This is a genomic window from Ancylobacter sp. Lp-2 (assembly GCF_020523795.1).
In the GTDB taxonomy this organism is placed as follows: Bacteria; Pseudomonadota; Alphaproteobacteria; order Rhizobiales; family Xanthobacteraceae; genus Ancylobacter.
This window is the reverse complement of sequence record NZ_JAJALI010000007.1, coordinates 131,867-153,398: the sequence shown is the minus strand read 5'-3', so window position 1 is coordinate 153,398 and position 21,532 is coordinate 131,867. Positions and strand designations below refer to the sequence as shown.

Annotated in this window: 20 protein-coding genes; 13 read left to right on the top strand and 7 right to left on the bottom strand. The window is 63.5% G+C overall.

The genetic code is table 11. The features are described from left to right. Nucleotides 1–64: 64 nt before the first annotated feature. The gene (locus LGR54_RS17865) at nucleotides 65–250 is read left to right on the top strand and encodes a hypothetical protein (RefSeq protein ID WP_214009002.1); all 186 of its coding nucleotides are present in this window, start codon (nucleotides 65–67) and stop codon (nucleotides 248–250) included. A 31-nt stretch (nucleotides 251–281) separates the two neighbouring features. Here the strand turns inward: LGR54_RS17865 and LGR54_RS17860 are convergent, their stop codons facing one another. Further along, nucleotides 282–1,010, bottom strand: a complete 729-nt coding sequence (locus LGR54_RS17860) for a Crp/Fnr family transcriptional regulator (RefSeq protein ID WP_230363334.1) — start codon at nucleotides 1,008–1,010, stop codon at nucleotides 282–284. Between the two features lie 814 nt (nucleotides 1,011–1,824). On the opposite strand from LGR54_RS17860, the gene LGR54_RS17855 reads away from it, so the two are divergent. Both LGR54_RS17855 and LGR54_RS17850 read left to right on the top strand, forming a co-directional pair. Further along, nucleotides 1,825–2,040 carry a hypothetical protein gene (locus LGR54_RS17855; protein WP_214009000.1) on the top strand — a complete coding sequence of 72 codons (216 nt, stop codon included), beginning with the start codon at nucleotides 1,825–1,827 and terminating at the stop codon, nucleotides 2,038–2,040. 42 nt (nucleotides 2,041–2,082) lie between these two features. Beyond that, on the top strand, nucleotides 2,083–2,238 hold the full coding sequence (locus tag LGR54_RS17850; RefSeq protein ID WP_214008999.1) for a hypothetical protein: 156 nt from the start codon (nucleotides 2,083–2,085) through the stop codon (nucleotides 2,236–2,238). 55 nt (nucleotides 2,239–2,293) lie between these two features. Here LGR54_RS17850 and LGR54_RS17845 read toward each other — a convergent pair whose 3' ends face one another. Continuing rightward, nucleotides 2,294–2,590 carry a hypothetical protein gene (locus LGR54_RS17845; RefSeq protein WP_214008998.1) on the bottom strand — a complete coding sequence of 99 codons (297 nt, stop codon included), beginning with the start codon at nucleotides 2,588–2,590 and terminating at the stop codon, nucleotides 2,294–2,296. 241 nt (nucleotides 2,591–2,831) lie between these two features. On the opposite strand from LGR54_RS17845, the gene LGR54_RS17840 reads away from it, so the two are divergent. Beyond that, nucleotides 2,832–3,107 (top strand): hypothetical protein, encoded by a 276-nt coding sequence (locus LGR54_RS17840; RefSeq protein WP_214008997.1) that lies wholly within the window; start codon nucleotides 2,832–2,834, stop codon nucleotides 3,105–3,107. A gap of 27 nt (nucleotides 3,108–3,134) precedes the next feature. On the opposite strand, the gene LGR54_RS17835 is transcribed toward LGR54_RS17840, so the two are convergent. Then, complete coding sequence (locus LGR54_RS17835) at nucleotides 3,135–3,404, bottom strand: DUF982 domain-containing protein (RefSeq protein WP_214008996.1); 270 nt, start codon at nucleotides 3,402–3,404, stop codon at nucleotides 3,135–3,137. A gap of 265 nt (nucleotides 3,405–3,669) precedes the next feature. Between LGR54_RS17835 and LGR54_RS17830 the strand changes: the two genes are divergently transcribed. Continuing rightward, nucleotides 3,670–3,891: a hypothetical protein gene (locus LGR54_RS17830; protein WP_214008995.1), complete on the top strand. Its 222-nt coding sequence runs from the start codon at nucleotides 3,670–3,672 to the stop codon at nucleotides 3,889–3,891. 275 nt (nucleotides 3,892–4,166) lie between these two features. On the opposite strand, the gene LGR54_RS17825 is transcribed toward LGR54_RS17830, so the two are convergent. Genes LGR54_RS17825 through LGR54_RS17815 form a run of 3 tightly spaced genes read right to left on the bottom strand, consistent with a single transcriptional unit; the run spans nucleotide 4,167 to nucleotide 7,995 of the window. Further along, nucleotides 4,167–4,487, bottom strand: a complete 321-nt coding sequence (locus LGR54_RS17825; protein ID WP_230363333.1) for a hypothetical protein — start codon at nucleotides 4,485–4,487, stop codon at nucleotides 4,167–4,169. After that, complete coding sequence (locus LGR54_RS17820) at nucleotides 4,484–7,606, bottom strand: hypothetical protein (RefSeq protein WP_230363332.1); 3,123 nt, start codon at nucleotides 7,604–7,606, stop codon at nucleotides 4,484–4,486. Before LGR54_RS17820 ends, LGR54_RS17825 begins: the two co-directional genes overlap by 4 nt. Continuing rightward, nucleotides 7,606–7,995 (bottom strand): hypothetical protein, encoded by a 390-nt coding sequence (locus LGR54_RS17815; RefSeq protein ID WP_230363331.1) that lies wholly within the window; start codon nucleotides 7,993–7,995, stop codon nucleotides 7,606–7,608. The genes LGR54_RS17820 and LGR54_RS17815 overlap by 1 nt, the downstream gene beginning before the upstream one ends. A gap of 918 nt (nucleotides 7,996–8,913) precedes the next feature. Here LGR54_RS17815 and LGR54_RS17805 point away from each other — a divergent pair. The 3 genes from LGR54_RS17805 (at nucleotide 8,914) to LGR54_RS17795 (ending at nucleotide 10,375) form a co-directional block, all read left to right on the top strand. Next, on the top strand, nucleotides 8,914–9,738 hold the full coding sequence (locus tag LGR54_RS17805; protein WP_230363329.1) for a transglutaminase family protein: 825 nt from the start codon (nucleotides 8,914–8,916) through the stop codon (nucleotides 9,736–9,738). Between the two features lie 40 nt (nucleotides 9,739–9,778). Further along, nucleotides 9,779–10,069, top strand: coding sequence for a DUF6481 family protein (locus LGR54_RS17800; protein WP_230363328.1), 291 nt, complete (start codon nucleotides 9,779–9,781; stop codon nucleotides 10,067–10,069). A 63-nt stretch (nucleotides 10,070–10,132) separates the two neighbouring features. Beyond that, a complete protein-coding gene (locus LGR54_RS17795; protein ID WP_230363327.1) occupies nucleotides 10,133–10,375 on the top strand; it encodes a BrnA antitoxin family protein in 243 nt (80 codons plus the stop codon). 23 nt (nucleotides 10,376–10,398) lie between these two features. On the opposite strand, the gene LGR54_RS17790 is transcribed toward LGR54_RS17795, so the two are convergent. Continuing rightward, entirely contained in the window at nucleotides 10,399–11,262 is an 864-nt protein-coding gene (locus LGR54_RS17790; RefSeq protein WP_230363326.1) for a transglutaminase family protein, read from the bottom strand. A gap of 338 nt (nucleotides 11,263–11,600) precedes the next feature. On the opposite strand from LGR54_RS17790, the gene LGR54_RS17785 reads away from it, so the two are divergent. The 5 genes from LGR54_RS17785 to LGR54_RS17770 all read left to right on the top strand — a co-directional run bounded on the left by LGR54_RS17785 (nucleotide 11,601) and on the right by LGR54_RS17770 (nucleotide 21,423). Then, nucleotides 11,601–11,813, top strand: a complete 213-nt coding sequence (locus tag LGR54_RS17785) for a cold-shock protein (protein WP_214008484.1) — start codon at nucleotides 11,601–11,603, stop codon at nucleotides 11,811–11,813. A 203-nt stretch (nucleotides 11,814–12,016) separates the two neighbouring features. Then, nucleotides 12,017–12,145: a hypothetical protein gene (locus LGR54_RS25790; RefSeq protein ID WP_255607681.1), complete on the top strand. Its 129-nt coding sequence runs from the start codon at nucleotides 12,017–12,019 to the stop codon at nucleotides 12,143–12,145. Between the two features lie 9 nt (nucleotides 12,146–12,154). Beyond that, a complete protein-coding gene (locus tag LGR54_RS17780; protein ID WP_230363325.1) occupies nucleotides 12,155–12,379 on the top strand; it encodes a hypothetical protein in 225 nt (74 codons plus the stop codon). A gap of 55 nt (nucleotides 12,380–12,434) precedes the next feature. After that, nucleotides 12,435–12,803, top strand: coding sequence for a hypothetical protein (locus tag LGR54_RS17775; protein ID WP_230363324.1), 369 nt, complete (start codon nucleotides 12,435–12,437; stop codon nucleotides 12,801–12,803). 70 nt (nucleotides 12,804–12,873) lie between these two features. Next, a complete protein-coding gene (locus tag LGR54_RS17770; RefSeq protein ID WP_230363323.1) occupies nucleotides 12,874–21,423 on the top strand; it encodes a GH36-type glycosyl hydrolase domain-containing protein in 8,550 nt (2,849 codons plus the stop codon). Nucleotides 21,424–21,532: the final 109 nt, after the last annotated feature.

Sequence of the window (21,532 nt, the reverse complement as noted above, 5' to 3'; positions counted from 1 at the left end):
AGCAGTTCGTTCCGTGAAAGCTTATCGAGGCGGCGAGGCTTCCCCCGACGAGGGATACTGTCGAGTGGGCGCGGAAAGAGGGAATTTCGGCGACGTCCCCAATCCGCTCGCCGTCACCTACGAAGCCTCCCGCGGCTTCGACGACAATCGTGGTGGCGCATCTGCCATGCCCTTCGCCGTGCGAGTGGTTGCGTGGCTGGCTGCCATTATCGTGGTGAGAGGGATTGCCGTCGCGTGGCTTGCCGCGTGATCCGCGCTCGCTGTCACGACGACGATAACCGCTATACTCGTTCGGACAGATGTAGATAGCTGGGCTCGAAATCACCCATTTCGGCAAGTTGAGGCCAATCCAGCACCGTCAACCGCTTGTTTCTGAATGATATCAGGCCGAGGCGACGCAGCTTCTGCAAAGTGCGGTTGACGTGCACCACCGAGATGCCGAGCGCATCCGCGAGGTCCGTCTGGGTGAGCGGCAGATCATAGCTTTCTTCCTGGACAAGGCCGACGGTGTCCAGACGCATCCTCAATTCGCAGAAAAGATGGGCAAGCCGTGAATCGGAGTCGCGTTGCCCTACGTTGGTGACCCAATCACGATAGATCGCGGCATCTACCAAGGTCGTGCGCCAAAGTGCCGAAGCCACCCGCGGAAATGCATCGCAGACCCGCCGGAGCGCGGAATGAGAGATGAAGCCGATCCTGGCGGGCGTAATCGCCTCGAAAGAAATGTCCATCACCTCAAGGTGAAGACTTTGAAGGTCGGGAATGTCACCGGGAATATACAGCGAGGCAATTTGCCGACTGCCGCGAGCGGTTGTTTTCGAGGCGCAGACGAGCCCCTCGATGATGAGGCACGACTTGGTCGGACGATCGCCCTCGCGCACAATGTGCTCCCCAGGCTGCAAGCTGGCGATCTGAATCGGCAGTTCGCGAAGAGCCGCAATCTCCTCCTTGGCGAACCGCCTCTCCGCATCAAGCTTGCGCAACAGAGAGTGAATGTGAAACCCGTTCACAGAAATCCTCATGGTTGTGACGACTCTGTTTCAGCGGAGGCGACAGGCATTCCGCAAGAGAGATCGCATTAATTTTGGTGGCCCCTCGGCGGTCGTCCCTTTCCCGTTTTCACTAAAATCCAGCCGACGGTTGCCCCTGTTCCGCTCTGGACCTCCATTTCCAGCTCTCCTTCAGTTGGAAAGGAGCCGTCCAACTCGCGAAGCATTTGACCCAGCGTCATGACCGCCTCTGACCAGGCGGCGTGTTCATCCGGGAGATCGACCTCTGTGGGCAGTTCTTCGCCAGACCATTTGAAGGAGTAAATTGGCACCGTAATCCCCTGCGATCGGCCACGTCTTAGGTGCCAACGCCGGAACGAACGTCGCGTTCCAGCACGGGTATAAGCTACCGATGAACAGGCAAAGGTTTGGCACGACTAACAAATGTTAGAGGCCCGCTCGACGCGCCGCACTATGGTGTTCCCTCCGGATCCTCAGGAGGCGATCGATGCAATCCAAACCCGAAGGGCTCGACGTCATGTTCGAACGAGTTTGGGCGGACATAGTGCAACGGACGCCGCCACTTACCTTGCTGTCGGTCAACTCTAATTTGAGGATGATGGTGCGAGCTCGAGTGTCGGAAGGGCTTGAATTCGGATTGCAGGAACCTGCGCAATTGAGAGACTTCGCTGTCGCGAATTTCCCTTCCCTCCGGGGCGAACGCAAACCGTATGCGTGGGGCTAGCTGGCGTTACGGAAACAGCGTTGCCTCCCCTCCAGGCTTCATTCTAATGGCCGCGCTCGGGGATATTCGATCGGACCAAGGTGCTTTTCAGTGAAATCGCTAGAGCAAACCGCTCGTCGCATCTGCGGCCTCGATCTCCTGCAAAAAGGGTTTTTGCCCGAACAGATCGCCACTTACGTCGACCGCTTCTGGCCCGCTGTGGCCAACGAAGTTCGGCAAGGAATCGTGCTCATTGGTGAGTGGCCATTTACCGCAGAGGAGATCGAGAAACTTTCAGCGGAATACCGGACCCTGGCACCAGACTGAGCGACCAGACCCATGCAGCGTTATCGGATTTTGGAATTTTCAATGGAAGGCATGATCTCGTCGACCCTTGAGGTCGATTGTGCTGATGACCTAGCTGCTGTTCAGCGTGCCCGGTTTCTGCAGAAGCGCCTAAGAATGGAAATCTGGCAAGGCAACCGCCTGGTGACCGCGCTGGATTTTCCCCTAGATCTTCCCTAGGCCACATAGTCATCACCGCCTGCAAGCGCCGGACACCTGGAGCAGATGCCCTTATCTACGCTGTGGAGAGCAAGGCAAGAGGAGCGTCAAACAACACCTCCACCCCTTGCGCCGATATTGCGGTGATCTTGCCTCGGTGAGCATTCCCGTCCTCAAGCGTGACAAGCACCGAAGTCAGGGGCACTCCCATCATGGATGGCATCTCAGTCGCGATGAAGCCGGTTGCATAGAGCCCCCCAACGGGGATCGATGTCTTTCGACGCATCACATTGATGTCATAGCGAGCGGTCGTCGCTGCGAACCCGGAGACGCGCAGCCACCCTTCACCGCTGAAGGATCTAATCACTTCCATTCTGGGGAAGGTCCCACTCTGCTTACTTAGCGACAACCATTGGTCGCAGAGAGGGTTCCGCCGCTATGCCAATCTATTGAACGCGACGTTTTCGGCCGTTCGTGCTATGGTTACGGTGCTCCTAATGAGAGCCCATGCTTAGGGTGATCGGCCCCAACGGTTGAAATGGCGTCGCGCAAGGACGCGCTTTCATCCGCCACATCTCTCATACGCCGTCAGCACTGGCGGCAGCGTGGCTGTCATGGAAAAGCTGGAGGAGCGCGCGCGTGCGATCTGCGCGCAGGATCTGTTGGCCGCCGGGTGCTGGCCGACCGAAAGGCAAGGGAAGATTGATCGGCTCTGGCCGGTCGTCGCGCGCGAGATTATGGGCGGCGACACCGATCCAGTCTTTGCGCACATCGCTGACATGGCGGAGAGGCAGCGTGAGTACGATGCCATGTGCAGCCGTCAGGACAACGGTGTTGCCGGCAGCAGCTTCCAACTCATGGGTGCGGATCAATCAAAGCCGGATCGCTGACCTTGTGAGGAGTGAGACATCTGGCGTTTAGCCGATTGTCAGGCCAATTGACGGCGGATCCGCCAGAATGCCGGCCTCCTCTGCCGCGGCTGCAAATGCCAGCCTGAAGGCTTCGACCGGGACATGGCTCGCTAGAGCGTCCAATGCCACTCGCCGAGCCGAGACGTGCAGCGGGGTGCTGGAGAACGCTTCTGGCCAATTTTCCATCAAAAACCGTGCGGCGCCCTCGACGTCACCAAAGGTTCGCCGGGTTGCGGCGTCCTCCGAGACGGAAATGGGCGTAATGAGCATGGACATTGGAAGCACCGGAAAAACGCCCCCGCCGAGGCGGGGCGGGGGCTAGGTCGTTGTGCAGGCGACCGACCAGGCGCAGTCGGTCATAGCCCAACATCCCCATCTGCTGTTCGTTCCATCGAACGGGAGAGGCCTTTCAGGCGAAAGCGGCCGGCGACGGACGCGCACGACCGCAGATCAGTATCGCGCAGGGCGCGTCAGGCTCGGAACACCCGACAAACGCACGCGTTCACAATGCATACGACGTCGAAGGTGAGGAGCGATGTCCATGACCTTCTACAAGATCTTTATGTTCGGCCACCAAGGCGGATTGGAGATGGCGAGCGACATGGAATGCAGCGACGATACGGCTGTGCTTGCCCAAGTCCGCGCGATGCGGGCCGGTCGACGGGTTGAAATCTGGGACGGGGACCGAATGGTCGCTTCGCTCAATCCACGAGGTGAGATCGTTCAGCCGGACTATCAGGCTCCGATGAAGACTGACTTTTGAGATCAGGTCGGCTCCAATTCGACGGCGTCCAGAAAACGACCCCCGGTCACCAATCGGGCTGGTCGACGATTTCTGCCCGACGGCAGGCGGCCAGGATTGCGTGAGCGTACCGCCGCAACTCCGCAGGATCGCCGTGAATGGTGTTGTGGACGCGGTCGACGATCACCAGCCCGGTTGGAAGATCGAGCACCGCGTGATCGGCGCCGGGCACGAGCAGGGCGTGGCGAACTAGTCCGCCTCGGCGGTGCGGCGGGAGATGATTTCGCCCAGCTCCGTCACTGGGTATTCCCCGGCATAGGCGGGCCATTCAGCACGCCGAGTTCGTCCGCCACCCGGAAGAGGGCATTGCGCGACATGTAGAGGGCGCGCTGCCTGACACCCATGTCGGCGGCCTCGTCAATTGCCAGCTGCATCTGGCAATGGGCGATCCAGGCTAGAGCCTTGATGTCGTCGAAGGCTTTCACCGGCGCAGAGACAAGCGCCAGGATCTGCGGATCGAGGACCTCAGCAGTGCCGGCATGGCCGTCATAGCGGACGGCGCGTTCCGCACTGGCGATAAGATCCAGGGCGACCTCGGATGCGCTCAATAGCGTCATGCCACCATCCTCCGATCCATGAGGGCTTTCACCAGCTGCTGCACCGCCGGATTGGTCTGCTGGGGGCTTCCTGCCTTTGCCACCGCCGCTGCAAGAGCCTGCGTGAGCTGATTGCCCGACGGGTCAGCGTCCGAACGGGGCCCGAGAGGCGTGAGGTTCTGAGGAGGCCTGTCATCCCTTTCGAGCTCGTTCCATGCCGGGAACGTCGTCGCACGACGGTAACTGTCCGATAGAGCCCGGCCGATGGCCGCCGCGTCGCGCGGATTGCCGGCCTGCATGAGCAATAGCCGTGCCCGCTCGGGATTGAGCATGGCGTCGGCGATAATGTCGTCCACCTTCTGCAAGCCGGCCTTGCGGGCGTTCATCAGCACATTGCCACCCACGGCCGCAGCGAGGCCGGTCCATGGGCCCACAACTGCCGCACCTGCGAGACCGGGGCCGGCAGAGGCAAGGAGGCGGGTGAACCACGTGGCGTTGCGGTCGTTCGCCACCATCGCCGCCACGTCCTGCGCGGTGTTCGACTGGCCGGGGATGCGCACCGCGCTCAGGGACCGCTGCGAGCGCATGATGTCGGCGGCGATGCCGTGCAGGGTGTCCATCTCCTCCGGGCCGAACACCTCGCGAAGAGTGGTCTGGTTCTGATCGACGAACCGCTGGAAGCCATCAGCCTGCAAGCGACGCTGCCCGGAGGTTGCGGCTTCCACATAGGACGTGACGCGGCGGGACAGGTGGTCGGCGACTGCCTTGCGCAATCCGGCCATGGCCTCGGGTGTGCGGCGTGCCTCCTGCACCAGCTGGCGCATGATTTCGACCGGGGCCTGCGAGGTGAACACGCTGCCGATGGCGCGGGACACGTCGGCGGGATCCGAAACCCCGATCAGCCTGCCGACCAATCCCGCCTGATAGGTGTCGAGAGCCTGTTTCCGCTCGGCGGCTAGACGGGCGACCGTTTCCGCAGCTTCGACCGGACCGGCCAGCATGCGGTCTATTTCGGGCAGGGCGCGCAGCGCATCGGCATGCTGCCGGCGCCATGTGGCAACCTTGGACGGGTTCAGCGTACCGTCCGCTTCTTCCGCGGCCCGTCGCAGGGTCGACACCGCATAGTCGCGGATCGACACCATGGCCTCGGGATTGTTCGCGGCAGTGCGCAGGGCCTGCATGTCTTCGAAGCCGCGTGCACCAGGTCGGAAGAACCGGGAGGGCACGGCGGCGGACGGCATGTTGTAGGGGCCTTGCTGACCGGACCGACGCAGGGCTTCTGCGACTACGCCGATGCCATAGGTCTGCGCCCGTGCCTTGGTGGCGTCGTTCGCCTCCCTCAGTCGTCCGAGGGCGGCGGCGTCGAAGTTGGGGGTGAGCTCATCAGCTCCCGGTACTCCTTGAGAGCGCGCAGTTTTTCCAGGTCGCCTTCCGCCCGTCCAGTCTGTTCCAGATGCTGAAGAAAAAGCGGACGGTCCGCTGGCGCCATATCCTCCAGCGCCTTCCGCAAGGCCAAGCCCCATTTCAGCCTGTACTCGTCCTGCACGCCAGCTTTCCGTCCACCCCTGAATTTTGGCGATCAGCGTGTCTTCCGGCCGCATCTGGCCCGCTGCCACGGCTTCCGCCTCCTGCGCTGCTTTGCCTGCCACCACACCCTCAAGGGCGTTCTCGATGGCACCGCGAAGCCGCACAAGTCGAGCATATACTGGAGTCTGACCGTTCTGCGAGAGCTCGCGCCGCATCTCGGTGGAAACTCGGGAACGCAGCGCCGTCACCTCACTGAAGGGCATCACATCGCGATAGTTGCTCGCGGCACCGATGATGCCGGCCTCCTCACCTTCCATCGGCTTTGCCGAGCGCGGCAGACCGGCACTGAGCTTCCGAGCCTCCTCCCGGATCGCAGTGGCTTCCAGCGCCAAGGTGCCATCGGGATCGACAGCGGCCCACAAGCCGCGTTCCCGCGCTCGCGTCGCATTCTCCGCATCGGTCAGCATCTGGCGCAGGGTGGAGCCATAGCCCTCCGGGGTGCCTACACCGCCGAGTGCCGCCGTCTGATCGCGGGCGCTGGTTCGTGCGGCGTTCAGGGCGTCGCCTGTCACGGTGTCGATATCAGCCAGGCGCTGGCGCAGCACATTCACCACCGCCTCGGGGCTGCCATCCGGCTGAATGGATCCGAGAGCCGACTGCCGAGCTGCATTCTGCTCGGCGGAGCGCTGCATGAAGGCTTCGGGATTGCGGGTCATGGCGATCCGCTCCAACCCGCCCAGCCCCATGTCGCCCGTCTGCTGGAAAGTCGTCGGCTGCGAACCGGGAACCAGCTGAGAGGGGGGAGCATCGAGGGCACCGCGCACGGCGGAAGGATCAGAGGCAGCATCACGAAGCGACTGCGCCGCAATCCGCTCCTGTCCTGTCGTCGATAGCGGGGCGGCATAGTCCCGTCCGATCGTGCCTGCTTCTGCTGCCATGCGAGGGGTATTGACCGCCAGGGCGCCGAGGCCTCCACCCAGCAGATTACCGCCGAGCTCGGCAAGCGGACGATACGGTTCCGGGGTGAGCTGTCCCGCTATGGACCCGCCCCCGCCGGCAAGAGCGCCTACAGTGGCATTGCCAAGCGCATCGGCGGCACTAGTGGAGGAGCCGGCAAGGGCGCTCACCAGCGCATTGACACCGGTTCCCGCCGCCTGGGCAGCACCCCTCACCGCGAGTTCGGGGGCGAGCATGTAGCCCGCTCCCTGTCCCATGGCGCGGGCAATCTTCTCACCTGAGCTGTTCGCCTGGATTGACTGAGGATCGGGGACACCGACAAGGCCGAAGCCTCGCGATATGGATTGGGAGCCGCCGAACGGATCGGTGATCGGCTGGATGCCCGTTCCCGCAACGCTGTTGAGGCCGCCAATGCCCTTGTTGAGCGCCCATGTCACCACGTCCACCGGGGCGCCCAGCGTGTTGTAGATGGCTTCATTGGCGCCAGCGGTGAGGTTCATGCCGATGCCGGAAGGCTGTTCGGCGAATGGGTCGTGATCCACCGGTACCAAGTTGGGAGAATTGGCCGGTGTCACGCTGATCCGCAGCGTCCGGCCGCCGGTATCGTCAGCAGTGGCCGCGAACGGATCGTTATCGACGGGGACGAGCTGCACCATCAGGGCTGAACCTTCAGATATTTGCCCGGCCGTGCCGGATCGGGAACGTACCAGTTGCCATCGGGAGCCTGCCGGGCACCCTGTGGTGCGCCAGCCGGAGGGGCGGCGGACTGGGTGCCGGCTCCGGCGCTACCCGGCGAAGCCATGCCAGGCTGCTGCGGCGCGCCCTGCTGTCCCGAAGGCGAGGTGACGACACCGCCGACATTGAGGGCGTCCAGCCCGTTCATGGAACGGCGGTTGTCGATCAGCCCGTATTTGAAGGTGATGGCCTTGCGGTTGATGTCCTGGATTTCGGCGAGGCGCTGACGCACGCCGATCAGCAGGCAAAGCAGTGACGTCGGCCGGAACGTGCATGTTCGGTGCCCTGAATGACCAATCTGTGTCGTCAAACTATCTATCTAGTGAAATTAACCATATAGACGCAGCCGACCTTGTCAACAGGTACCTATTGATTTTACCTAGATAGACAGATCAGACCGCCATGTAATGGGATCGCCGATGCTCACCACAGGCAATCAACTCAAGGCCGCACGCGCACTGGCCGGACTGGATCAGTCCGCCCTAGCCGACATGGCGAGACTGAATGTGAACACGATTAGAAATATGGAAAGTTCGGGCAATGGACCCATCGCCGGCCGCGCGAGCAATGTCCAAGCAATTCAGCGTGCTCTCGAGGCTGCCGGCGTCGAATTTCTAAACCACGGACGGCCTGGTGTGCGGCTGGCAAAACCCTCCACCAACAGCCCATAATAGTCCTAACAATGACCGCTTCTTCGTAGGTCCCGCGATGATGAGATTCATAGTTCTCGGCCTGATCGCGTCGTGCGCATCACCCGCGGCTGCCAGCTATTGCTCAAAACCTGACGCTCCCGCGTGCGCTACGGGCTGGGGAGCGTTTGATGATCAATGGGATTTCGACCACTGCAAGCGCGAGATGCAATACTACGCCAGCGATCTCGAGATGTACCAGGAGTGCCTCAGAGCGGCAGAAGCAGAAGCCGTGGCAGACTTCAACGAGGCAGTTCGATCGTTCAACAGACGAGCCCGAGGCAATTGAGGAGGATCGGGCGTGCGGCTGAAGAAGGATCGGCCAACTGGCGATCAGTGAAGCAGCTCCCCCTCGGTTCTTCATCACATCCACGGCGCGGCATGCGGTCCTCCTACTAGAACGACAAGCAGGACTGATGGGAGGGTGGGCTCGGTGGCATGCCGTCACGCGAATATTTCTGCCTAACGCCGCGCCACGGTGTACCGTTGGTCAAGGACGAGGCAGCATTGTGCTGATCGTTCGCTAAGCGAGGATCCGCATGCACATCAGGCTCGGCTACGAACTCGTCTATGACTGCCCGCAGCCGACGCCGATGCTCCTCGTGCTGAATATCCACTACAGCCGAGCGTCCGATATCATTGTTCCCGACTTCGTGGTGACACGTCCGAGCGTGCCGATATCGGCGTATCGCGATGGTTTCGGCAACTGGTGCAGCCGCATGACTGCGCCGGCCGGCCGGACCGTCATCACGAGCAATGCCGTGGTGCGGGACACCGGCGTCGCGGATCCATATCACCCGGAGGCCGCCGAACATCCCATCCAGGACCTACCTGAAGAGGCGCTCGTCTTCCTGCTAGCCAGCCGCTATTGCGAAACCGAACTGCTCGCCGATGCCGCATGGAGCCTATTCGGCCATTTGGCTCAGGGATGGTCGCGGGTGCAGGCAGTGTGCGACTTCGTGCATGATCACATCAAATTCAGCTATGAGCACGCCTGCCCCACCAAGACGGCGTTCCAAGCCTATCAGGAACGGCGGGGCGTATGCCGCGACTACGCTCATCTCGCCATCACTTTCTGTCGCTGTCTCAACATCCCGGCGCGCTACTGCACCGGATACCTCGGCGATATCGGCGTGCCGCCCCCTTACGGCCCGATGGATTTCGCCGGCTGGTTCGAGGTTTATCTCGGCGGGCGATGGCACACGTTCGACGCGAGGAACAATGTGCCGCGCATCGGGCGCGTACTAATGGCGAGGGGTCGCGACGCGACTGATGTCGCCCTGGTAACGTCGTTCGGCCCGAACACGCTGGCCGGTTTCAAGGTCTGGACGGACGAACTGACGGATCCCGCAGGCATGGCCTGAGACCGATTGAAGTGGGCGTGCGCACAAGATACACAGCGCCATGAAAATCACTGACACGTTTGAAGACCGCCGCCGTACTTCCGCCGCAGCCAAAGCTCGACTTCTCGCCAACCTAGCTACCCGGCCGAGCGCAGACGACCCAGCAGTGATCTCCCGGGCCACCGAACGCAAGACTATCAACAAGGCCCGGGTCGCGCGGCAGGTTGCCCGCCAGGAAGCTGCTGCCGCTGCCGTGCTTGCCAGTGACGCCGCCGCGGCGACAGCAAAGGCCGAAGCCAAGGCGAAGCGCGACGAACGCTATGCCGCGAGGAAGCGCCGTTCGGGCAATTGAGCGCAACGCAGTGATCGGCCTGCCTCGATCATGTTCGTGTTCAGCAGGAAAGGAGCGTCTTCCATGCGCAATTCCACCACTCGCCGCCAAAGTGGGTCTGCCCGCGATACCGCCGAGGCGGCGTTCAAAACCGCAACGACGAAACCCACTCCAAAACCGACTACTCCGAAAGTCCCTGCGCTTCCGAATGCGAAAGAACTGGTCTCCATTCGCCTCGATCACGACTTGCTCGCGCACTATCAGGAGGAAGGTCCGGGGTGGCAGGAGCGGATCAACGCGGCCCTCCGCAAGGCGGCTGGCTTGTAGGCTAGGCATATCAAGTTCCGTTGTTATGCCTGCACGGACACGTCGACAGACATCGAATCGAAGGCATCGTTCATCCCAATGAACTCGCCGACCACCGGCATCACCTGCCGGATGTCCCGCCCCACCGCGACGGGTATTAAATTTGCCCCACCAACGCTACGGTTCGTCGGGTCGAATGTGATCCAGCCGGCGCCAGGTACATAGACCTCCGCCCAAGCATGGGTCGTTCCCATGCCTGCCGACCCTGTTATCTCAAGGGAGGGGTTGTGCAGATAACCCGACACGATCCGACCCGCAAAGCCCAGCGTCCGGACCGCCTCGATGAAAAGCACGGCCATGTCGCGACAAGATCCCCATCCACGGTCCAAGGTTTGGATCGGCGATTGGGTGCCCTCATCCTCGCGCTCCTGATAGGAGATCCATTCCAGGATACCGGCATTGATGTCCTTCAGAAGCGCGAGCGTGTCTGTCGGCGTGCTGCGGACGAAGGCTTCACTCCATGCCTGTAGTCGTCCTACCGGATCGGGATGCTGGGGAACGGACAGCGCGCCGAGATCGGTCCGCTCATCCGCACTGTACTGGAAAGGATGAAAGATCGCCGAAGCGGCAACGTCGAAGACCGGCCATTCCACAGCATCGAGTTCAAGCTCCGTGACGCTTTCAATGATCAGCTTGTCCGTCATAACCTGGAAGGTAGCGGTTGCCACCATGTTGCCGGCGACGTCGTGCGCCCATGTCACCATCGCCTGCGGCTCCACCGTGAGCTTCATCGAACGCAGGCGAAGCTCCCGGCTTTCGCGAGGACGAAGCATGAGGCGGTGTGGGCGCAGGCTCACCGGCCGATTGTAGCTGTAGGTGGTCCGGTGGCGAATTCGCAATGTGATCATTGAATTTCCCCTTGGGTATCCCTCGGCGGCATCGACACATTGGCCGCTGTCCACCTATGTGCTTTGGGGCCACCGACGTCACGGAAAGGATTCCGGCTGATTCCCTTTGTTTTTCTCAATCCTGGTCGGAAATTTCTAACTTCGTTGATTTAAAAATTCATTGTCCTTGCAATATTTCGGTCCGAGATACATATTGGCGGGGTCGATAAACGGCAAGATGAACATCCGTCTCGCGGAATTTATTTCCGCACTGTTATGTTCTCTTTTCCTGAAAATGCGATTTCGACGACCTGTATCTTTACAGGTAAGCCAGAATTACGATTGCGAAAGGGTGTCCCATGACCACGGGAACCGTAAAATGGTTCAATGCCCAGAAGGGCTTTGGATTCATCGCGCCGGATAGCGGTGGCAGCGATGCGTTCGTTCACATCAGTGCCGTAGAACGTGCCGGTCTGAGCGAGTTGCGAGAAGGTCAGAAGGTGGGCTTCGAGCTTATCCCCGACAAGAAAAGCGGCAAGATGACCGCCGACAAGCTCCAGTCGCTGAGCTGATTGCATGGTATTGGTGGCGCCGAACTTCAGGCCCGCCGATAAGGTCATCGTCTTCCGGTCGACCACGGATGTACCGGCGACCTCAACGAGCGATGCCGAAGCGACCCGAGGCGCCCAGCGTCTATTGGCCCCGCGCCTCCCCGAGGTCGCGGGGTTTTTCGTGCCTTCGGATACAGATCAATGCAGCATGAAGGAAGACGGCCATGGCCAAGGGTCAGTTGCGCGGTAATCGGGAAGCGAAGAAGCCGAAGAAGAAAAAGGAGCCTGTGGCTGCCCCCGTCCTCGTGAAGGGAACGTCCGCGCCGATCGCGTTGCCAAAGAAGAAGGGCTGAGATGCTGACATGACCATTCGTGGCAAGGAAACCACGGTCACTTCCAGGCATCCGCTCAAGCCGAGCAAGGCTGAGCGGCAAAAGCCTGCCGGCATCTGCCGGCTGGTGATCGACGAGGAGGAAGTTCCTGGCATTTCCTTCCCCGCCTATTGCTGTCCCGTCACGACACAGCGGCCCGCCTCACTCTGCCTGGCGATTTCGGCCGAGTTTTTAACGTCATCGCCAACGAATTGACGAAGGCGCGGAAGGTCGACCTCGACGCCTGGCCTCGTACCCAGGGATATCGACCATGGACTATCTCGGCGGACTTCGCGGGACCGGCCTTCTCCTGTGCGGAAACGCGTCGGTCGCACCAGTGCAATATGATTTCGACGGCTACCTCTCGAACTCCGGCCGGGTGACAAGCTGCGGGGAGATTCGCTTGTCGGCATCGACGCTCAGGGAAGTGTTCGGGCGCGTCGATTTGCGCTTGCGGACCGCCGAGGGACGGGTGCTCAGCCTGCACTTCTCCGAGAGGCACCTTTCGCGGGACGACAGTGCGGCTCATGTCGATGTCCACGGTGAACTGCCGATGGCAGCCGACTGGCGCCGACGATCGGGCTGGCACGCGCCGCGGCCGGCACGCGAACCGACCCGATTCCCGATTCGTCGCCTGTAGCCATTACATCCTACGGAGATAGGCATCAGCCTGCCCATGCCTCTCGCGTACTCTTGACCGGAAGGCATATATGAATCCAATCGCCAGTCTTCGCCGTCGCTGCGGTTCATACATCTCGTTGTGGCGGAAACGCGCATGGCAAGGTTCCGCTTGGAATGATCCCGCGCCGATCCGCGAGGAACTCTTCGGCACCGAGCGGCTGGAGCAGCATGCCCGGAGCCTAGCAGCGACTCAACCGACCACATCGCAGCCGCCATCCGTCCCCTCCCTGCATGCCCGCTTAAAAAGCAACGCCGGCGCTCTGCTCGTCGCCTATCGTGCGACGGCGGCCGATGCCGAAGCCGGGCGGAGCGTAGTGCCCGCCGCCGAATGGCTGCTCGACAATTATCATCTCGTCGAAGAGCAGGTACGCGAGATTCGAGACGACCTGCCGCCCGGCTATTACCGACAATTGCCGAAGCTCGCCGAAGGGCCGTTCGCCGGTTACCCGCGAGTGCTGGGCCTCGCCTGGGCCTATGTCGCGCACACGGACAGCCATTTCGATCCCGAGGTGCTGCGCCGCTTCATCGGGGCGTACCAGCAGGTCCAGCCGCTGACGATCGGCGAGCTGTGGGCGGTGGCGATCACGCTGCGCATCGTGCTCATCGAGAACCTGCGCCGGCTCGCCGATCAGATCACCACCGGGCGCCGATCACGCCGGGAGGCCGACCTGCTGGCCGACCGGCTTTTCATCTCTGGCGAAGCGCGTTCAGCGCTCGAAGCGGACATCCTCACCCGCTCGCCGGGGCCTCTGGATGAGGTCTTCGCCGCTCAACTGGTCAAGCGACTCCGGGACCAGGACCCGCGAACGACGCCGGCACTGGGATGGCTGGAGGCACGGCTGGCAGCCCAGGGCGCTTCGGTCGACGGCGTTGTGCAGCATGCTCAACAGCGGCTCGGCGCCTCCAATGTTAGCGTGCGAAACGTCATCACCAGCATGCGGCTGATTTCCGACATCGATTGGGCCGACCTGTTCGAGAGCGTCAGCCTGGTCGACGACCGACTGCGAGCCGGCAGTGCCTTCGCTTCGATGGATTTCCCCACCCGCAATCTCTACCGCAGCGCGATTGAGCAACTCGCCCGCGGCTCCGAGCTGTCAGAGCTTGACATCGCCAAGCGCGCGCTGGAGGTCGCGGCACTGGCGGCGTCTCCGGCACAGAAGCATGCGGACGCCGACCCCATAGAGGATCCCGGCTACCATCTCATCGCCGAAGGGCGGCGCGCGTTCGAACAGGCCATCCACTTCCGCCCGCCACCTCGGCTGCGCTTGAGCCGCGTCAGCATTCGCCTCGGCATTGGCGGATATGTCGGCGCCATCCTCGCCGTCACGCTCAGTCTGATCGGGGTGGCACTTTGGGTTCTCTCCGCGGCCGGTCTCTCCGGGAGCTGGCTGGCCGTCTTCGCCCTCGTCGGCTTCGTCCCGACAAGCGAGGTGGCGACCGCGCTGGTGAACCGGGGCGTGGCATGGATGTTCGGCGCCACCATTCTGCCCGGCCTCGAGCTCGCGGATGGCGTTCCAGGGTCCCTCCGCACCCTCGTCGCTGTGCCGACGCTGCTTACCAGCGAGGCAGACCTGCAGGAGCAGATCGACAGGCTCGAGGTCCACTTTCTCTCCGGGATCGGCGGCGATCTCACCTTCGTCCTACTGTCGGACGGTATAGACGCCGATTCCGAGATCTTGCCGGGCGATGCGGCGCTGTTGGAGCTCGCAGAGCAGGGGATCGAGCAGCTAAATCTGCGCTATGGCCCAGGCCCTGCGGGTGACCGCTTTCTTCTGCTGCACCGCCGTCGCCGGTTCGACCAAGGCGAAGGCAAATGGATGGGATGGGAACGCAAGCGCGGCAAGCTGCATGAACTCAACCGCCTGCTGCGCGGCGCGGACGACACCTCCTTCCTGCCCGTCGGTGGCCGGGTCCCGCATGTCCCGCCGGATGTGCGCTACGTCATCACGCTCGATGCCGACACGCGGCTGCCGCGCGACGCCGCGCTCCGGCTGGTCGGCAAGATGGCGCATCCGCTGAACCGCCCGAAATTCGATGCCGTCGGGCAACGAGTGGTCGGCGGCCACGGCATACTCCAGCCGCGCGTTACTCCCTCGCTTCCTATCGGCAGCGAGGGCTCGTTCTATCAGCGGGTCATCTCCGGCGGCGGTGGCATGGACCCTTATGCCGCGGCGGTCTCCGACGTCTATCAGGACCTGTTCGGCGAAGGCTCCTACACCGGCAAGGGAATTTACGACATCGATGCCTTCGAGGCGTCTCTCGCCGGCCGTATCCCGGAGAACACGCTGCTCAGCCACGACCTCTTCGAAGGCGTGTTTGCCCGCGCCGGCCTCGCTTCGGACGTCGAGGTCGTGGAGGAGTTCCCCTCGCGCTACGACGTTGTCGCCAAGCGGCAGCATCGCTGGATACGCGGTGACTGGCAGCTGCTTCCGTGGATTTCCAGTGTGGGAGTGGGACGGCGCGCGCTGACGCCGGTCGGCCGCTGGAAGATGTTCGACAATCTGCGCCGCTCCACGCTGGCCCCGCTGACCCTGCTGGGGCTTAGCCTGTGCTGGCTGTTTCCCATGCCGGCGGCGCTTGTCGGCACCTTGCTGATGATCATGACGATCATGGTTCCCGCCGTCCTGCCGATCGCGTCCTCGATATTTCCTCGTCACCCCGACGTAAGGCTGCGCAGCCACCTCGCCAGACTGGTGGCTGAATTGCAGCTCGCCGCCGCCCAGACATTGCTGTCGCTCGTCTTTCTCGCCGATCAGGCGTGGCGGGCGGGCGATGCCGCAATGCGCACGCTGGTGCGGCTGCTGGTGACGCGACGCCATCTGTTGGAATGGACGACCGCCGCGAAGTCCTCCGCAGTCCCCCGGCTGGATGTCCTCGGCTTCTATCGACAGATGGCCAGCGGCACCTTGCTGGCCCTTGCGATGACCGCAGGCGCGCTTGTCCTGGCGCCCGCCTCCTGGCCGCTCATCCTGCCATTTGCCCTGCTCTGGCTCGGCGCACCCCTCATGGCGCAATGGGCGAGCCGTTCACCCAGGGTGCAGCAACACCTCGACCTTGCAGATGCCGACGCCCGCGACCTACGCCTGATCGCCCGGCGCACATGGCGCTATTTCGAGACCTTCGTCACGCCGGCCGAGAACATGCTGCCGCCGGACAATTTCCAGGAAGAGCCGAAACCGATCGTCGCCCATCGGACCTCGCCGACCAATATCGGTCTCTACTTGCTCTCGGCGGTCGCGGCCCGCGACTTTGGCTGGACCGGCACGATCGAGATCATCGAGCGACTCGAAGCGACGTTCGCCAGCTTGAAGCAGCTGCCCCGTTTCCGCGGACACTTCTTCAACTGGTACGGGACGCAAGACCTCGCCGCGTTACCGCCGGCCTATGTCTCGTCCGTCGACAGCGGCAATCTCGCTGGCCATCTGATCGCACTCGCCAATGCCTGCGAGGAATGGAGGGATGCACCCGTCGGGGTGAACGCCCGCGCGGGCATCGTCGACGCTCTGGCGTTGGCGCGCCAGGCGATGACGGCCCTGCCGATGGTTGGCAATGCACAAGGACAGGCGCTGGCGGCGGGACTGGACGAGATCGACGCGCAGTTGAACGGCGTGCAGACACTGGAAGCGACGGCGCCCATTCTGAAGCGGCTCGCTGACAGGGCCCACAGGGTTGCGCAGGATATCGTCCCGGCGACGGGTGGGGGCGGCACCACGGACATCGCCTACTGGATCGAGACGATCGGCAAGGCGGTGAGTGAATACCAGCGTGACCGCCTCCAGCTCCCGGCGGCACCGGCCGCCACGAAGGTGCGGCTGACCGCGCTTGCGGACACGGCCCGGACCATGGCGATGGAGATGGACTTTGCATTTCTGCTCGATCCCGAGCGGAAGCTGCTTTCCATCGGCTATTCGCTGGCAGACAACGGCCTCGACCCGAGCTGCTACGACTTGCTGGCGTCCGAAGCGCGGCTCGCCAGTTTGTTCGCCATCGCCAAGGGCGACGTACCGACCCGCCACTGGTTCCGGCTCGGTCGGCTCGCGACGCCGCTCGGCAACGGCTCGGCATTGATCTCCTGGTCGGGATCAATGTTCGAATATCTCATGCCCTCGCTGGTGATGCGTGCACCGGCCGGCAGCGTGCTCGAACAGACCAACCGCCTGGTGGTCGAGCGGCAGCAATCCTATGCCCGGTCGCTGGGCGTTCCGTGGGGCATGTCGGAGTCCGCCTATAATGCGCGCGACATCGAATTCACCTACCAGTACGCCAACTTCGGCGTACCGGGCCTCGGCCTCAAGCGCGGGCTCTCGGAGAGCGTGGTGGTTGCGCCCTATGCGACCGGCCTCGCCACCATGGCGGATCCCGAGCGCGCGCGGCAGAATTATGCCCGCCTCGCCGAATTGGGCGCGCAGGGCCGCTACGGCTTCTATGAGGCGCTCGACTTCACCCGTTCGCGGCTTCCGGAAGGCGAAAACGTCGCCATCGTCCGCAGCTTCATGGCCCATCACCAGGGCATGACCATCATCGCCATCGCCAACACGCTGCTGGGCGGCGAGATACGCGCCCGATTCCATCGCGAGCCGATGATCCGGGCAAGCGAGCTGCTGCTGCAGGAGCGCTCGCCCCGCGACGTCGTCGTGGCCCGCCCGCGCGCCGAAGAGGTCCGGGCCGCTGCCGTCGACGCCCGCAGCGAAGCAGCAACGGTGCGCCGCCTGATCGCCCCCACGGCCGGCGCGCCGGTCACGCATCTGCTCTCCAATGGCGGCTACGCCGTCATGATGACGGCATCCGGCGGCGGCTACAGCCGCTGGCGCGATATCGCGGTGACGCGCTGGCGCGAGGACGCCACCCGCGACGATTGGGGTTCGTTCATCTTCCTTCGCGACATGAGGAGCGGCAGCGTCTGGTCCGCCACCACCCAGCCGCTGGCGGACCGCGCCAGCGAAAGCGACGTGGTGTTCGGCGAGGACCACGCCGAGTTCATCCGCCACGATGTCGGCCTGACCACGACGATGGATGTCATCGTTTCTGGCGAGCACAATGGCGAGGTCCGGCGCGTGTCGCTGACCAATAGCGGGCGGCAGACCCGGAAGATCGAGCTGACATCCTATGCCGAGCTCGTCCTGACCACGCCAGCCACCGATAATGCCCATCCGGCCTTTGCCAAGATGTTCGTCGAGACCGAGCATCTGCCGGAATTCGGCGCCCTCCTCGCCACGCGCCGGCTGCGGACGCCGGGCGAGCCGCAAATATGGGCAGCACATTTCGCGGTGGTGGAAGGCGACGTTGCGGCTGCCCCGCAATACGAGACTGACCGTGCCCGCTTCATCGGCCGCGGACACGACGTGGGGTCGGCGGACGCCATGTCGCGCCGCCTGTCGCTGTCGAACACCGTGGGGACGGTGCTGGACCCGATCTTCTCGCTGCGCCAGAGCGTGCGCATCGCGCCGGGCAAGGTCGCACGCGTCGCCTTCTGGACCGTGGTGGCCTCGTCGCGGGCGGAACTCCTCGACCTCATCGACACGCATCATGATCGCAGTGCGTTCGACCGCGCCAAGACCTTGGCGTGGACACAGGCGCAGGTTCAACTGCGGCACCTCGACGTCAATGTCGAGGAAGCGGCCGACTTCCAGCGGCTCGCCGCTCCCCTGCTCTATGCCGATGGGCGTTTCAGGTCGCCATCCGAGACGATCCTTCGCGGCGCCGGGCCGCAATCAGGGCTCTGGCAGCATTCCATCTCCGGCGACCTGCCGATCGTGCTGCTGCGGATCGACGATATCGAGGACATCGCCCAGGTGCGCCAATTGCTGCGCGCCCATGAATATTGGCGGATGAAGCGCCTTGCCGTCGATCTCGTCATCGTCAATGAGCGCTCCTCCTCCTATGTGCAGGATCTGCAGATCGCCATCGAGACGGCGGTGCGGACCAACGCATCGCGCCCGCTGCTCGGGGAAGAACCGGCGCAGGGGGCGGTCTATGTGCTGCGTGCCGACCTCATGAGCGTGGAATCGCGGGCGCTGGTGCAGTCGGTTGCCCGCGTGGTGTTGCCGGCGCGGCGCGGCGCCATCGTCGACCAGCTCGCACGCGTGCACCGGGCGCCGAATCCTCCGGCCGTCCGACGCCGCGACCACAACTTGACCTCAATGCACGGTCCCGTGCCGTCGCCCGCGCCGCCCGCCCTTGAATTCTTCAACGGTCTCGGCGGGTTCGACAAGGAGGGGCGGGAGTATGTGACCGTCCTCGGGCCAAACCGAACGACGCCCGCACCCTGGATCAACGTGGTCGCCAATGCCGGCTTCGGCTTCCAGATTTCGGCCGAGGGCGGCGGCTACACATGGTCGGCCAACAGCCGCGAGAACCAGATCACCCAATGGTCCAACGACGCCGTCGCCGATCCGGTCGGCGAGGCGATCTATGTGCGGGACGAGGCGACCGGCGATCTGTGGAGCCCGACGGCACGGCCGATCCGCGACGATGGCATCTATGTCGCGCGGCACGGCTTCGGCTATAGCCGCTTCGAGCACGAGGCGAACGGCGTCGCGCTCGACCTGTTGCACTTCGTGCCACTAGACGACCCAATCAAGATTTCCCGCCTCAAGCTCACCAACCTGTCCGGCCGGCCGCGCCGGCTCTCGGTCACCGCCTATGCGGAGTGGGTGCTCGGCACCTCGCGCGGCGCCTCCGCCCCGTTCGTCACCACCGAGATCGATGCGCAGAACGGCGTGATGATGGCGCGTAATCGCTGGAGCGCCGCCTTCGGCTCCCGCGTCGCCTTCGCCGATCTCGCCGGACGGCAGACCGCCTGGACCGCGGACCGCACCGAATTCCTCGGCCGCGATGGCGGACCCGCATCACCGCTCGGCCTTGCAGGCACGGCACCTCTGTCCGGCGCGACCGGCGCCGGCCTCGATCCGTGTGGAGCCTTGCAGACGGTGGTGGAACTCGGCATCGGCGAGACCGTCGAGGTCGTGTCGTTCATCGGCCAATGCGGGTCGGTGGAGGAGGTGCGGGCGCTGATCGAGCGTTATCGCCAGACCGACCTCGATGCCGTCTTCGCCGCGGTGCGCGATCACTGGACCGCGGTGCTCGGCACCGTCCAGGTGAAGACGCCGGACCGGGCGATGGACATCATGCTGAATGGCTGGCTGCTCTACCAGACGCTGGCCTGCCGCATCACCGCGCGCTCCGCCTTCTACCAGGCAAGCGGCGCCTACGGCTTCCGCGACCAGTTGCAGGACGGTATGGCGCTGACGCTGGCGCTGCCGGCGGAAACGCGCAGCCATCTCCTGCGCGCCGCCGGGCGGCAATTCGTCGAGGGCGACGTCCAGCATTGGTGGCTGCCGCAATCGGGCCAGGGCGTGCGCACCCGCATCTCCGATGATCATGTATGGCTCGCCTTTGCCGTGGCGACCTATATCGAAAACTCGGGCGATGCCGCGATCCTCGACGAGAGGGTGCCGTATCTCGACGGGCCGCAATTGCGGCCGGAGGAGCACGAGCATTTCTTCCAGCCGATGCCGGCGGACGAGACAGCCTCATTGTTCGAGCACTGCGCCCGTGGCCTCGAGCACGCGCTTTCGCTCACCGGCGCGCGTGGTCTACCGCTGATCGGCATCGGCGACTGGAACGACGGCATGAACCGCGTCGGCGAGGGCGGAAAAGGCGAGAGCGTCTGGCTCGGCTGGCTGCTGATCCGCACCATCGACATCTTTACACCACTGGCGGAAGCGCGCGATCCCGAACGCGCCCGGCGCTGGCGTGCGCATGCCGCCTCGGTGCGCCGGGCGCTGGAGCGCTCGGCATGGGATGGCGAGTGGTATCGCCGGGCAACTTTTGACGACGGCACATGGCTCGGTTCCAAGGACAGTGGGGAATGCCGCATCGACTCGATCGCACAGTCCTGGGCCGTGCTGTCCGGCGCCGCTGATGCCCTGCGCGCCGGCACCGCGATGACCTCGCTCGAGCATCATCTGATCCGCCGCGACGAGGGGCTGGCCCTGCTGTTCACCCCGCCCTTCGACAGAACGCCGCTCGACCCCGGCTACATCAAGGGCTACCCGCCGGGCCTGCGCGAGAATGGCGGGCAATACAGCCACGCCGCCATGTGGGCGGTCCTCGCCTTCGCAAAACTGGGCGCGGGTGACAAAGCGCATGAGCTCTTCGCACTGCTCAACCCGATCAACCATGCCCGCACGCCGGAGGAGACCGAACGCTATAAGGTCGAGCCCTACGTCGTCGCCGCCGACATCTACTCTGTCGCTCCACATATCGGCCGCGGCGGCTGGACCTGGTACACCGGTTCCGCCGGCTGGATGCACCGCGCTGGGGTAGAAGGCATCCTCGGCATTAAGCGAGAGGGCAGCTTCCTTATTGTCGATCCGCGCATGCCTTCGACATGGCCGGGGTACGCAGCGACGGTGACGCTGGGAGGAACATCCTGCACTATCGAAGTTCTGCACCTCGGCAACGATAGCAAAGAGCCGTATGCGGTGTTGGACGACGAGCAGTGCCCGAACTTCGTCGGCATCGGTCGCATACCGCTCGACGGTAGAAGTCACGACTTACGGATTTTTATTCAATGAGTTCGAGCTCACCGCGCAGATCACTGACGGGTATGGGAGGCGGCCTGAAAGCCCCTCCCCCATTCGGCTGTTGCGGTTGACCCGCAGATGCCGCATCAACGACCCTTCT

Coding starts and splice junctions, on each gene's coding strand:
- LGR54_RS17850 (WP_214008999.1), top strand. CDS start 2,083: ATGGAAGGCATGATCTCGTCGACCCTTGAGGTCGATTGTGCTGATGAC.
- LGR54_RS17845 (WP_214008998.1), bottom strand. CDS start 2,590: ATGGAAGTGATTAGATCCTTCAGCGGTGAAGGGTGGCTGCGCGTCTCC.
- LGR54_RS17840 (WP_214008997.1), top strand. CDS start 2,832: ATGGAAAAGCTGGAGGAGCGCGCGCGTGCGATCTGCGCGCAGGATCTG.
- LGR54_RS17835 (WP_214008996.1), bottom strand. CDS start 3,404: ATGTCCATGCTCATTACGCCCATTTCCGTCTCGGAGGACGCCGCAACC.
- LGR54_RS17830 (WP_214008995.1), top strand. CDS start 3,670: ATGACCTTCTACAAGATCTTTATGTTCGGCCACCAAGGCGGATTGGAG.
- LGR54_RS17825 (WP_230363333.1), bottom strand. CDS start 4,487: ATGACGCTATTGAGCGCATCCGAGGTCGCCCTGGATCTTATCGCCAGT.
- LGR54_RS17820 (WP_230363332.1), bottom strand. CDS start 7,606: ATGGTGCAGCTCGTCCCCGTCGATAACGATCCGTTCGCGGCCACTGCT.
- LGR54_RS17805 (WP_230363329.1), top strand. CDS start 8,914: ATGCACATCAGGCTCGGCTACGAACTCGTCTATGACTGCCCGCAGCCG.
- LGR54_RS17800 (WP_230363328.1), top strand. CDS start 9,779: ATGAAAATCACTGACACGTTTGAAGACCGCCGCCGTACTTCCGCCGCA.
- LGR54_RS17795 (WP_230363327.1), top strand. CDS start 10,133: ATGCGCAATTCCACCACTCGCCGCCAAAGTGGGTCTGCCCGCGATACC.
- LGR54_RS17790 (WP_230363326.1), bottom strand. CDS start 11,262: ATGATCACATTGCGAATTCGCCACCGGACCACCTACAGCTACAATCGG.
- LGR54_RS17785 (WP_214008484.1), top strand. CDS start 11,601: ATGACCACGGGAACCGTAAAATGGTTCAATGCCCAGAAGGGCTTTGGA.
- LGR54_RS25790 (WP_255607681.1), top strand. CDS start 12,017: ATGGCCAAGGGTCAGTTGCGCGGTAATCGGGAAGCGAAGAAGCCGAAG.
- LGR54_RS17780 (WP_230363325.1), top strand. CDS start 12,155: ATGACCATTCGTGGCAAGGAAACCACGGTCACTTCCAGGCATCCGCTC.
- LGR54_RS17775 (WP_230363324.1), top strand. CDS start 12,435: ATGGACTATCTCGGCGGACTTCGCGGGACCGGCCTTCTCCTGTGCGGA.
- LGR54_RS17770 (WP_230363323.1), top strand. CDS start 12,874: ATGAATCCAATCGCCAGTCTTCGCCGTCGCTGCGGTTCATACATCTCG.